The following is a 12680-nucleotide window of genomic DNA, read 5'->3' as shown; positions in this document are numbered from 1 at the left end:
AATCATGCCAACCTTCATCACCGTAGCCACTTTCAATTTCCCATCCGATATGCACTCTGCCAGAGCACTGCTCGAAACGGAGGGCATTGAGTGTTTTGTGAGAGACGAACTAACTGCTCAGGTGCACAACTTTTACTCGCAGGCCATTGGAGGTGTGAAACTGCAGGTGAAAGAAGCCGATGCAGAGAGAGCCAAAAGGCTTCTCATCCAGGCCGGGTACATCAAAGAAGAAAAACATGAGCTTTCGGGATTTTGGAAGGGAGTTGATAAAATGACCCGAACAATTCCGTGGATCAAAAAATTCGGACTTGAGGTAAGATTCCTTATTGTCATCGCAATTGTGCTTTTAATTATCCCTTTCTCCTACCCGATCTATGCAATTCTAACTGCGGAAGAGAAGCCGTATGTCCCAACTAAAGAATACCTTTTGAATACCAACCTTGGACGGTGGTGCGTAAGCAAGGTGACATTTGAGGATAAGCATTATAAGCCATTTACAACATCCAACATGCCGGCCTTCATTCAAGTTTATGGATCGTGTGAAGAGGAGTTACGCTTTTTAGAAGATGGAACAATAGCTCTACCAGGCTTCGAGTCTGATTTGGCTATTGGCCAATGGACTTTCGAAAATGAGAAATTACACATCAGCAATATCGACACTTTCCATTATGTATATGAAGGTAATTTCGAGGTAACTCGAGGTGATCATAAAATGCAATTAAAGTCTGAAAAGACAACCATTCATTGTTATATAGCCTATTAATTATGACGCATCAGACCCCAACCTGCCCTAACTGCGGTTCTGACAACGTCTCAAAGCCGAGCTACTCGAGAAAAGCTTTTGCCATTTCTTTCTTACTGTTGGGTTTTCCACTTCCATTTTTGAGCAAAGAACGACATTGCTTCGAGTGTGGACTAGATTTTAAAGTGGATCGCTCTGGTCAGCCAAAACAAGAGGAAGCCGACAATTAAGACCAAACTATGTCGTCTCTGCTGTGTTTGTGAAAAACCATGTCAAAGAATCTCGCTAACAGAACACCTCAGCAAGTTTTTGAAGATCACCTGAAGCTGGCCAATGAAGGAAAAGTTGAAGAAGACATCAAAAGAAACTGCGCAGAAGACATTGTGCTGCTTACCAACTGGGGTACTTTTCGCGGTCACAGCGGAGTTCGAGAAGCTGCAAAATTGCTGGATGATCAACTCAATGGAGGCTCCTATAACTACAAGCTAATTCAATGTGAAGACAAGATGTGCTTCCTCACCTGGACGGCCGAATCTGAAACAGTGTCAATTCCCGATGGAGCCGATTCTTTTCTCATCGAGAATGGAAAAATTAAGGTTCAAACGATATACTACTCCGTTCAGGAGAAAAGTTGAAGCCCATTTTTCAGCTTTGAAAACTCGTGAATAACTACCACCTCTTCCTGTCGTTGAACGAGTTTAGAAATTCTAAATTCACTAGTACCAAAATCAGTGAAGTATGAGTTTAAAGTATTCCGACAAGGACACCGAAGAAAAGAAGTGGGAACATCAATCTGCCGATAAGGAAAAAGTCTTCTTGGTGGACATTGACGGCACTGTTTGTGACGACATCCCCAACGAACAGCCCGAGCTTTTTGCCACTGCTAAACCCTATCCCGATGCGCAGCACATCTTGCAAGAATGGAAAGACGCAGGACATCAAATTCACTTTTTCACAGCTCGAAGAGAAGAACACCGCGAGGTCACCGAAGAATGGCTGGCCAGGCACGGATTCGAATACCATTCGCTGGTGATGAATAAACCGCGGATAAAAGACAATCAGGAATACTGCTGGGTAGACAACAAAAAAGTTAGAGCAGTGACTTACCTGGGCAAATTTTCCAGACTCGTTGAAAAAGAGAAAAAGATTCTTGTTTTTGACGAGCCACAAAGTGATTAACCCGGCTGACCTATTTTTTCAAATTTCACAAACTTCCACAAACCGCTACAGCAAAGAGCTGTGGGAGATGGTTTGATTGTTGTTTAATTCCGTCCCGAGCGGGCGAGATGAGGCGACATTCTGAAACCATCCATGAAATACTACATTTCAAACATTACTATTCCACTTATCACAGGAGCAGCAATCTACCTGCTGTTCCGGAATTTGCCTTACTTCAGCTTTGTTGACCTCTCTTCTCCCCTTCTCAATCCACAAATGGTCCCCGACTGGATTCGGTTTCAACTTCCCGACTTTCTCTGGGCATACTCCTTCAGCTTCATTTTTCTGGCCATTTGGAAAGACCAATCAAACCAAACCTTTTGGCTTTTAGCAGCATTTTCATTGAGCATCTCTCTCGAACTGGCACAAATGTCCGGCCGCCTGCCCGGAACATTCGACTGGTTGGATCTTTTGGCCTACGCGCTGGGCTTTCTGATTTCCATTTTCATTGACAAAAAAATCATTCAACATTCAAGAACTCAAAATCCTATACCGTCATGATTAAGCACCTGCTATCCGCACTGGCTCTATCCTTTTTTGCCATTCTTTTTATTTCATCATCCAACGAAAAGCACATTGCAAATCCTGTTTGGGACACTCCGGTAGACATCCAACAGAGTAAGGATATGGGGTTTGTTTATGTCCGCTATGAATATTCCATTTATGAAAACCCGAATATCGATTGGAAACTCGCTCATCAAACGGTCTTGAACAAGTGCAAGGCCTGGGGCTATCCGGGAATGCTCTTCGACAAACAGGGTGAGCGCGAGTGCATGAAAAAAGACAAGAAAGGTAATTGTGTAAGATGGCGCGTCATTCATCGCTGCGAATGTGTTGACGACACTCTCGATGTCAACTTCGCCAAAAACGTAACCAAATTCAATTTGGGATCTGGTGTGGCAGTTGCAGATGGCGGATACGTAGCCACATCATTTTTTGTGGCAGATAGCGCCAAGTCTTTCCGGGTTAAGGGAATCAACGGTTCCTTTGTCCGCTCCTACGAAGCACAGCTGGAATTTGCAGACGAGGAAAACGATATCGCCATTCTGAAAATTACAGACGAAGACTTCGATGGTTTTGGAAGCGAAATCCCCTATCAATTTGCAACCGATTTACAAAAGGTTGGAACTGAGGTTTTCGCTCTGGGATACCCAGGTTTTAAATCATTTTCTCGCGACATGCGTATGAATGAAGGAGTTGTAAACGCACAAACCGGAGCCAATGGAGAGGTGAGACTGTATCAAACTTCGTTGCCCTTTCAGGCACATTTTAGCGGAGGACCGGTTTTCAACAGCAAAGGTGAATTAGTCGGGTTGACCAGCACTCAGTTTACCTTTTATGAAAGGTATTGCCACGCCACCAAATCGAGTTATCTGAAAACATTGGCTGATCTATTGCCGCAGGTCAAAAGATCATCAAAAACGCCAGACCTCTCTTCAATGACACGCTCCGAACAAGTGGAAGCTCTGCGGAACTTCACCTTTATGATTGAAAGGGTTTATTAGTCAAAAGATTAAAAAAAGCCCCGTCCAACTTTCGTTGAAGGGGGCTTTGATATTTAAGAGAGCTGAAAGCTCTTTACTTACTTGTTCACTACTACGCGTTTGGTAACAGTGCTGGTCTCAGTTGAAAGTCGGATCATGTAGAGTCCGCTTTCGAAACCAGAAACGTTGATCTCCTCGTTTGATGGGTTAGCAAACGTTTCAGACATCACAACTTTACCTGTCATGTCCATCACTTCGATGTTCACTTTCTCATCAATTCCAGTGAAGTCGAGGTTTAATACACTGCTCGCAGGGTTTGGATAAACGCCCACTGAGGTAAGGTTATCGAACTCATCAACACCGGTGCAAGGGTCAACCACGATAGTTGTCATTTGCATATCTGTGCAAAGGCTGTCTTCCATCGTTTCGTAGAATACCTCATAAGAACCTACATCGCTCGTGGCAGGGTCAATCTCACCTGTTTCAGGATCGATATCTAGTCCATCACCAGCTGAGAACGTACCACCTGGAAGTCCAGTAATATCTGGAATTATAGATGAGTTGTAAGTACAAATGGTATCTGTTGAGTAAGAGAATGAAGCATCGGCAAGACACTCGCGAACACGGAAGTTGTCAACGACTACATCATTGTCTTCGGTATCATTAACTTCTCCGTCAGTTGCGTAGAACGCGATTCTCACTACGTCACCTTCATAGTCTGCAAGGCTGTAAACAAAAGTCTCACCTCCAGCGGGAGTAACATAGGTTGAATCAAAAGTACCGAGCACATCCCAGCTGGTGTCATCACCAGTTGAGATCAAAACCTGAACCTCATCATCAGAGCCGAGCTGACTTGGTGTAGTCGAAAGCCATTCGTAAACAGCGAAATCAAATTCCAACTGGTAGTTGGCACTTCCGGCAAGGTCGAGTTCTGGTGAAATCAACCACTCTTTATCATCATTAAAGTACAAATTGATAACTGCCGCTCCATCTCCATCAGACCAATCTGACTCTCCGAATTCTTCTGGTCCGGTAGAAGCATCACCATTGTCGGCTTCTTGCCAGCAAACTGGAAGGTATTCAGTGAAGTCCTGCTCATAAGTTGGCGTGTAGAAGCTGCAATCTGTGGTTACAGAAACAGGTCCTGCAAACTCAGATAGATCAGTTTCAACAACACATACAGCCTGAACGTAGATTTCATAATCTGTCGCTGGATCCAATCCGTCAATTGGGAAGCCCTCATTGTTATCAGCAGAAAGAACGGTTCCTTCACCGCCTTCTACATCAAACCCAGGTGCTCCATAAATCACGTTCCATTGTGTTTCATCACTTCCTGCTTGCCAAGAGATCTCAACGCTGTTTGCCGTTGTCGCATCTATGGTTAGAGCAAGTGGCTCAGGGCAAGATGGAATTTCGCGAACGCGGAAGTTGTCAAAGAAGATGTCATTGTCGTTATCATCGTTTACGGATCCGTCAGACCCCCAGATTGCAAACTTCACGATCTCTCCTGAGTAGTCGGTAAGATCGCGAACGATCATCTCACCTCCCTGAGGAGAAACGTAAGACGAATCGAACACAGCTAGCGTGTCCCATGATGCTCCGTAGTCTGAACTTACGAGAAGCTGTACTTCATCGTCAGAGCCGAGAACTCCTGGAGTTTCAGCAATCCATTCGGTGATGGCAAAATCCATGTCAACTTGGTACGGTCCACCTGTTGTCAAATCAATAAGTGGAGAGATCATCCATTCCTGATCTGTATTGGAATACAGGTTTAGGTTGGCTGAAAGTGTACCATTAGCGAGGTTAGCAAACTCATCGTCATTCCAGTCGCTGTCTCCATATTCAGAAGGACCTGTTGCAGGATCGCCATTTCCGGCATCCGCCCAGCATCCTGGCACAAAGTTACCTTCAAATTCTTCGAGGTAAACCGGTGTGAACGGATCGCAGTCTGTTGTTATGGTTAGGGCACCAGTCCAGTCAGATAGATCTGTGTCTTCAACACACTCAGCCTGCACGTAGAAATCGTACTCGGTGTTTGGATCCAGACCTGGAATCACAAAATTATCAGAAGATGAAGCTACTACTGTAGTTCCATCACCTGCAACTGGATCAAATCCAGGCTCTCCAAACTGAACGTTCCATGAAGTTTCATCTCCAGTTGAAGTCCAGCTGAGCGAAGCTTCTACGTTGCTGTAGTAGTTCACTACCAAATCGATTGGCTGTGGGCAAGTTGGCAACGTTGTGAAAGACGCAGATGTCGACAAAACAGATTCTGAAACACCTTCTTCACAAACTGCCTGAACGTATACTTCGTACTCCGTTTCGGCATCGAGTCCAGTAATTTCGAAATCTGTATTCGTGTCGGCCACAACTGTAGTTCCTTCACCTGCTGCTGGATCGAATCCAGGCGCCCCGTACTGAACATTCCACGCTGTTTCTTCACCGTTAGACGTCCATGAAACCAAAGCAGTCTCGAAGTCTACAACTTCAGTAGTTACTGTTGTCGGCTCTGGACAGTTAGGAGTTTCGCGAACGCGGAAGTTGTCGATGTGAACATCTACATCAGCCGCATCACTCACTTCACCTTCAGATGCTCTGAACGCAAGTCTTACAATATCATCTTCGTACCCAGCTAGAGAAATTACCACGTAATCTCCACCTTCAGGCATGAGGTAATTTGTATCCCATGTTTGAAGCTCTTCCCACGTGGCACCTCCATCACCGGAGATCACAAGGCTAAGGCTGTCATCAGATCCCATGTTGATCGGATCGTCTGATCCAAAATCAACAACGGAAAGATCAAATTCAACCTGGTATTCAGTGGCTGCAGCCAGATCAATTTCTGGAGAAATCAACCAGTCGATGTCGCCTGAAAGGTAAAGGTTCTTTTTGGCCGCGCCTGAGAATCCAACATTTAGGAAACCATCGCTGGTCCATCCTCCTCCACCGAGTTCTTCCGGTCCTTCAGTGAGTGCTCCGCCTTCACCTTCTTGCCAGCAAATTGGCAACCAGTCAGAGAAGTCCTGAATGTATTCAGGTGTGTAAGGTGCGCAAAGCGTAGTGAAGCTCAACGGACCTACCCAGTTTGAGAGGTCTGTACCTTCAACGCATTCTGCCTGCACATATACATCGTATTCTGTAGCTGCATCCAATCCAGGGATTTCAAACTCTGTGTTGGTGGTAGCGTCCAAAATGGTTCCTTCGTTTGCATCAGGATCGAATCCATCGGCACCGTACTGAACATTCCACGCTGTTTCCTCATTTCCGATTAGCCAAGAAATTGTCGCTGTGTTTACCAACTCCTGATCCAATGTCAATTCAGATGGATCCGGACAGGTTGGCAATGTGGTAAATGATGTACTTGATAGGTAAAGTGACTCGTCAACTCCAGCCTCGCACACTGCTGAAACGTACACTTCGTATTCCGTTTCTGGATCGAGGCCCGTCAATTCAAAGTCAGTGTTTGTATCAGCAGAGACCACGGTTCCTTCGCCAGCGGCAGGATCAAATCCAGGTTCACCGTATTGAATGTTCCACATTGTTTCAGAACCTCCAGCTTCCCATGAAAGGAGAACCGAAGTGGCTTCTACCGTTCCAGTAGTAAGCGCCATAGGCTCAGGGCATGTTGGAACTTCTCTAACGAGGAAGTTGTCGACCATTGCATCCACGTCTGGCTCGTCATTTACAGTTCCTTCTGACCCCCAGAACGCAATACGAACGATATTGTCTTCATAGCCTGCAAGTGGAATAACAATGTGCTCTCCACCTTCAACTGGAGTGTAATTCGTGTCCCAGGTTTGTAGTTCTACCCAGGATCCTCCACCATCTACAGAGATCACAACAGAAACGCTGTCGTCTGAACCGAGAGCTTCGGGAGTTGAACTGAAATACTCCACAATTGCAAAGTCAAATTCAACTTGATAATCTACAGCTGCTTCTAGGTTGATTTCTGGTGAAATCAGCCAGTCTTGTTTACTGTCCAAATAAATATTGATTGCTGCGGCATTGTTATCACCTTCATTGAGGAATTCATCTGAAAACCATGAACCGCTACCAAAATCTGTTGGGCCTTCAGTGAGGTGACCGTTGCTAGCCTCTTGCCAGCAGTTAGGCAAAAACTCAGTGAATTGTTCCAGATATGGAGTTTCAGCTACCGCACAAAGTGTTGTGAACTCAACCGGGCCAACCCAAGCTGATGTTTCACCTCCGCAATCAGCCTGCACATAAACTTCATAAGTTGTAGATGCTGAAAGTCCGCTGATTTCAAAATCTGTATTTGTATCCGCAACTTCAGTAGTTCCTTCACCAGCTTCAGCATCGAAGCCAGGCTCACCGAACTGCACGTTCCAGCTTGTTTCTGAACCGCCAACGGTCCAGCTGATACCAGCAGTTGTTTGTGATGGAGTCACGACCACATCTGCAGGATCGAAGCAAGAAGATACCGAAAAATCGGTCACATCGAAGTCCAGGTCGTTAGGCGTACCCCACTGACCAACTGCGATATAAACTGTCTGGTTGGCATCGATAACTGCAGAAACATTGCGCTCTGAATCCGAACCAGATTGTCCGTCTTCTGAGAGCGGACTTGAAAAAATGGTTCCGTCACAGTTTTCAAAAATTCCAATTCCGCACCATCCGTTTCTGGTGAAGATCGTCATTGAAATTTGTTCCTGGGCAGGACCTGCTGTGTACTCAAACAAATACACATCGTCATCCCAGTAGGAGCCGTTCTCCTCGGTATCTGTTGGGTTCTCGTTCCAATCTTCAACTCCACCTGTTCCAGGTGTAGTGATCCCCATCGCTGTGTAGCCGTCAGAGATGACAACGCCCTGGTCGCAACCAAACTGCGCTTGTGCATCCCGCGCCTGCCAGGCTCCGAGAATCAAGATTAGCATCAACCCTTTTAAAAAGGTAAAATTTTGATTTTTCATACTTATCCGTTAAAAATTAATGGTTTATAAATCTGTACTTTATCTAATTCCAAAGAGCAATCCGCAAATACCAATAATCTCACGATCAATTGAAATGCACGTGCGAAATGCATCCCGTTGAACACGAGAATCACTTAGTATTAGCTAGAAGGCTTTAGAGGGAATTCTTAGAAGGTTCTTTGAAAGCATCGCCTGATGCTTCCAAGCAAAGTTAAGAGTCTAGAATCACTAGACGAAGCTTTTTGCTAAAAAAAGACGTTGAACGATCTTGACGACTCTTGGAATCTTATTTTTAATGATAAAATATATCACTCACCAACCTGGAGTGCAAACGAAATGAATCATTTAGTTCAATAATTGTTGTCGCGACAATGCAACCTGAAACAAATTCATTTTGTGGTGTGATACAATTAGTTCCAAGCTTTACAAACTTCGAATCGGTTGGAAACCTATTCCATTTGGGATATTTTCATTCTACTCTTAACTTCACCTAAATGACAATCATCGTTGGTCAGAAAACTCTGATTTTAAAACAATTGCCACTTTTCACTCTATTTATCATCTGTCAATTAACAATTTTTTAATATTACTCGTTTTATTTCCTTCGATTTTTAGCATGTAAATCCCTTCGGAAAGATGAGGAAGAGTTATTACCTGGCTATTCTTACCAGTTAATTCTTTAGCAAACAAGACCTTGCCGGTGAGATCGTAAATCTCCATGAAGAAATCACCTTTAACGCCTCTCAGAGTAATTGAGATCTCTCGATCAGTCGGGTTTGGGTAAACAGAGAAATCGACCTCGACCCGTTCACCGACATTCGTACACAGATCAATCACAACTTGCTGCTGACTGGTTGAAGTGCATCCATCAATGGTTACCTCATAGCTGACAACGTAAGACCCTATTTCACTTTCAGCAGGATCAATCTCACCTGTTGAAGGGTCGATTGCAAGACCAGTACCTGAGGAGAACTCCCCTCCTGGATCTCCAGTTAGATCTGGAAATACAGGGTCGAAGTAAACGCACAATGTGTCATCCGCAAGCGAAAACTCTGCTGAAGGCATCGGCAGAATTTCAATCTCTTTGGTCTCACTGGCACCGCAAGGACCATCGCTCGTGGTGTAGGTGACAGCAAAAACTCCAGGACCGGTCGCCTCCAAATCAACTTCCCCGGTGATCGGATCGATTACCAAACCAGTTGCCCCAGAGAAGGTTCCTCCCTCAGTACCCATTACTTCGGGCACAGCGAGTATTTCATTTATACAAAATTCTCCAGCTTCAAAACTGAAAGCAGGATTTTCGAAAGTTTGATAGAGGTCTATTGCCAATTCGTAATTTCCTGTGGCTCCGTTAACTCCCTCTATCACAATCGTATAATCATTTCCCGGGATTACCTCAACCCCGTAGCACGCTGATTGTAGACCACAACCCTCTGCATTATCACTAACATCAAGTACGTTACCTTCACTGTCCACCAGGCTCAGTCGAGTGTCAAAATCGGAGTTGCAAAGACTCACATCAATTGAGTCCGTGCATTCGGGAGCGGTGAATGTGTAAAATTTGTCGGGATCATCAGGCCCAAAGCTGTTCGAGAAACATGCATTGAGTTCGCCCTCGATGGTCGATGGAAGCGACTCAACAGATATCGCGTCAGTCTCCACATCAGCGGATGGCACATCGCAAACTCTAACATCATCTACAGCGATGTAGAACTCTCCATTACCGCTGTACCCATGGAAACCAATGTGATAAGATGCATCAGCATCCACTTCAAAACTAACTTGCGCGGTTTCGTATTGGAGATTAGAAATCCCCTCGAGAGCGATGAGCTCAGAAATAACGCTCTCGCTATCGTCTGTCTCACATAGGAATATCCCGAGATTTTCTGAAAAGTTCTCTCCTCCAGTCTTATATCTAAAAGTCAGCGTGTACGTCTGGCTGGTGCTCATCACCATTTCTGGCGAAAACACCCAGTCATCCATTGCAACAAATTGCACATCGTTATACCTAATAAATAGGGCATTCGGCTCTGAGTAGCCGTAGATGTCGCTAGTTTCCCAGGAAAATAAATCGCCATTTGTGTTCTCTTCCCACCATCCACAAGGAATTGCCGGAGGAAGCTCCTCATCAAAATCTTCGTAGTAAGGATATTCTGTAATCGGAGAAGTCTGGCAAAGCGTTTCGAATGAAACAGGCCCGTCCCAAAGCGACACATCTTCACCTGGAATGCATTCAGCTCTCACATAAACATCATATGGAGTGGAAGTAGTTAGATCGGTCAGCTGATAATTGAAATTGGTGCTGGCTGTAACTTCAGTCCCCTCACTTCCATTTGGATCGTATCCGGGAGGTCCGTAGGAGACAGTCCATTGATCTTCGTCTCCAGTAACTTCCCAGGATAGGTTTGCTGTGGTGATGCTCACGTTGTAATAAGCCAGATCCGCAGGCTCAGGACAGGAAGGAACTTCTCTCACTCGAAAATTATCGATGTAAATTGTTCTCGCTGGCGTGTCGAGAACACTACCATCGGTGCCCCAGAGCGCAAACCTCACTGTTTCTCCTTCGTAGGTAGCCAGGTTGAAATCCAGCATTTCACCACCTTCTTCCGAAGAGTAGGAATTATCCACTGTGGCGAGAGTAGTCCACGAATCGCCATCATCCAATGAAATCAATACTCGAAACTCGTCATCTGTCCCCAGGTTTCCCGCAGTCTCATCATCGGCAAACAATATCCCGAAATCGAAATCGAGTTGATACTCTGTACCCGCAGTTAGCTCGATCTCTGGTGAGATGAGCCATTCCTGAGAAGTATTTGAATTGAGCATCAAGCGAGCAGCATCAGTATTGGTATTTTCCATGTAGAAATCGGAAACCCATCCACCTGCGCCAAATTGAGACGGCCCTAGAGAAGGACTACCATTGCCAGCTTTGACCCAGCAGTTGGGAACAAAAAAAGTAAAGTCCTGAACATACTCGGGGAATTCCACGCCACATGGTGTAGTGAAAGTGAATGGTCCAGTCCAGTCGGAAGAATCTTCTCCTTCGATGCAGACTGCCTGCACGTAAACCTGGTAGGTAGCGCCAGGAGCAAAATCTTCGAATAAAATTTCCGGTGTACCTGAAACAGTAAAAACTTCTCCCTCTCCCAGGAGCGGTTCGAATCCGGTTGTTCCGAGAGCTACATTCCACAACTCTTCGATGCCCTGAGGTTGCCAGGTTAAAGAAGCTGAGTAAGGGTCGATAGCTGTAGTAGAAATATCAGTCACTGCCGGACAGGTGGCTACTTCCTTAACTTGAAAATTGTCGATGAAAACTTTATTGTTCTCCGGATCATCGATGGCACCGTCAGTTACCCAAATGGCAAATTGAACTGTCTCGTTAGCGTAGCTCGTAATGTCGAAGCTAAAGTTTTGTCCATTAACCGGTGACTCAAAGCTGGAGTCCCAGGTTTCAATATTTGTCCAGTTCGACTCTCCTTCGAGGCGAATGAGGAGTTGAATTTGATCGTCAGAACCCATCGATGAAGCCGAGCCCAAAAACTCCTTTACTCCAATGTCGAGAGACACTTCACAGAGTTCTTCTGTAGTTAGCGAAACAAAAGGTGAAAACAGCCATTCATTATCTGAATTGGAATGTAAGTGTAGTCGGATAGCGTCCGAAGCATTATTGTCCATAAAATCATCTGCAATCCAATCTGACTCGCCCAAAAGTTGTGGGCCATCAGTCGGGTTGCCATCTCCGGCCTCAGCCCAGCAAAGTGGTAAAACACTATCGAAGGATTGTAAGTAATCCAGGGAGACTGACTGACAAGCAGTGGTAACCTCTATCGGGCCTACCCAATCAGAAAATTCAGTCGGTGATTCACAAACTGAACGCACATAAATTTCATAGGTGCTTTCAGGTGTAAGAGACGAAACAGAAACTTCAGGACTTCCACCAGCTGAAACAATAGTTCCTTCTTCTGCAAGATGATCAAAACCCACAGCGCCATACTGAAGCTCCCAGGAGACCTCATCTCCAGCGGGTTGCCAGGCTGCATAAATTGACTCGGGCCCTGTAGCCTGAGCTTCAATACCAGTTGGTGGCTCACAAACCAGCACAGCCGGGTTGTCTCTGTCTTCTGATGTAAGATTGGCACCTACTGTTTCATTTGCAAGCCCAGAGCCTGAAAATGCCAGAAGTAATATCGCAGCCAATACTGCATTCAAATTGGTTAATCTTTTCATTGAACGGTCAGTTTTTCACCGTAGAATAGGTTTACACTAAAGCTTTTTTCAGTAGAGATCAAATATTGATCAAATCTG

At 45.2% G+C, this 12680-nt stretch carries 8 protein-coding genes; 6 read left to right on the top strand and 2 right to left on the bottom strand.

Annotated features, from left to right (window positions below):
* Nucleotides 1-4 precede the first annotated feature (4 nt).
* The 6 genes from ABHV44_RS08500 to yecR all read left to right on the top strand — a co-directional run bounded on the left by ABHV44_RS08500 (nucleotide 5) and on the right by yecR (nucleotide 3465).
* Nucleotides 5-763, top strand: coding sequence for a putative signal transducing protein (locus ABHV44_RS08500; protein ID WP_459074249.1), 759 nt, complete (start codon nucleotides 5-7; stop codon nucleotides 761-763).
* Nucleotides 764-765: 2 nt separating this feature from the next.
* Entirely contained in the window at nucleotides 766-972 is a 207-nt protein-coding gene (locus ABHV44_RS08495) for a hypothetical protein (RefSeq protein ID WP_459074248.1), read from the top strand.
* A gap of 39 nt (nucleotides 973-1011) precedes the next feature.
* Entirely contained in the window at nucleotides 1012-1377 is a 366-nt protein-coding gene (locus ABHV44_RS08490; protein ID WP_459074247.1) for a nuclear transport factor 2-like protein, read from the top strand.
* A 103-nt stretch (nucleotides 1378-1480) separates the two neighbouring features.
* Nucleotides 1481-1921 (top strand): HAD family acid phosphatase, encoded by a 441-nt coding sequence (locus ABHV44_RS08485; RefSeq protein WP_459074246.1) that lies wholly within the window; start codon nucleotides 1481-1483, stop codon nucleotides 1919-1921.
* A gap of 132 nt (nucleotides 1922-2053) precedes the next feature.
* Nucleotides 2054-2461 carry a hypothetical protein gene (locus ABHV44_RS08480; RefSeq protein ID WP_459074245.1) on the top strand — a complete coding sequence of 136 codons (408 nt, stop codon included), beginning with the start codon at nucleotides 2054-2056 and terminating at the stop codon, nucleotides 2459-2461.
* A complete protein-coding gene (gene yecR, locus ABHV44_RS08475; RefSeq protein WP_459074244.1) occupies nucleotides 2458-3465 on the top strand; it encodes a YecR family lipoprotein in 1008 nt (335 codons plus the stop codon). The genes ABHV44_RS08480 and yecR overlap by 4 nt, the downstream gene beginning before the upstream one ends.
* Before the next feature lie 77 nt (nucleotides 3466-3542).
* Here the strand turns inward: yecR and ABHV44_RS08470 are convergent, their stop codons facing one another.
* On the bottom strand, nucleotides 3543-8375 hold the full coding sequence (locus ABHV44_RS08470) for a fibronectin type III domain-containing protein (protein ID WP_459074243.1): 4833 nt from the start codon (nucleotides 8373-8375) through the stop codon (nucleotides 3543-3545).
* Nucleotides 8376-8933: 558 nt separating this feature from the next.
* Nucleotides 8934-12602, bottom strand: coding sequence for a choice-of-anchor J domain-containing protein (locus tag ABHV44_RS08465; protein WP_459074242.1), 3669 nt, complete (start codon nucleotides 12600-12602; stop codon nucleotides 8934-8936).
* Nucleotides 12603-12680: the final 78 nt, after the last annotated feature.

The organism is Halocola ammonii (assembly GCF_049334165.1).
Taxonomy (GTDB): Bacteria; Bacteroidota; Bacteroidia; order Flavobacteriales_D; family Sanyastnellaceae; genus JBEGHD01.
This window is presented reverse-complemented; position numbering and strand designations above follow the sequence as displayed.

Excerpts from the sequence above, each read along its gene's own strand:
- ABHV44_RS08465 (WP_459074242.1), bottom strand. The coding sequence starts at position 12,602 with ATGAAAAGATTAACCAATTTGAATGCAGTATTGGCTGCGATATTACTT.
- ABHV44_RS08495 (WP_459074248.1), top strand. The coding sequence starts at position 766 with ATGACGCATCAGACCCCAACCTGCCCTAACTGCGGTTCTGACAACGTC.
- ABHV44_RS08470 (WP_459074243.1), bottom strand. The coding sequence starts at position 8,375 with ATGAAAAATCAAAATTTTACCTTTTTAAAAGGGTTGATGCTAATCTTG.
- ABHV44_RS08490 (WP_459074247.1), top strand. The coding sequence starts at position 1,012 with ATGTCAAAGAATCTCGCTAACAGAACACCTCAGCAAGTTTTTGAAGAT.
- yecR (WP_459074244.1), top strand. The coding sequence starts at position 2,458 with ATGATTAAGCACCTGCTATCCGCACTGGCTCTATCCTTTTTTGCCATT.
- ABHV44_RS08480 (WP_459074245.1), top strand. The coding sequence starts at position 2,054 with ATGAAATACTACATTTCAAACATTACTATTCCACTTATCACAGGAGCA.
- ABHV44_RS08500 (WP_459074249.1), top strand. The coding sequence starts at position 5 with ATGCCAACCTTCATCACCGTAGCCACTTTCAATTTCCCATCCGATATG.
- ABHV44_RS08485 (WP_459074246.1), top strand. The coding sequence starts at position 1,481 with ATGAGTTTAAAGTATTCCGACAAGGACACCGAAGAAAAGAAGTGGGAA.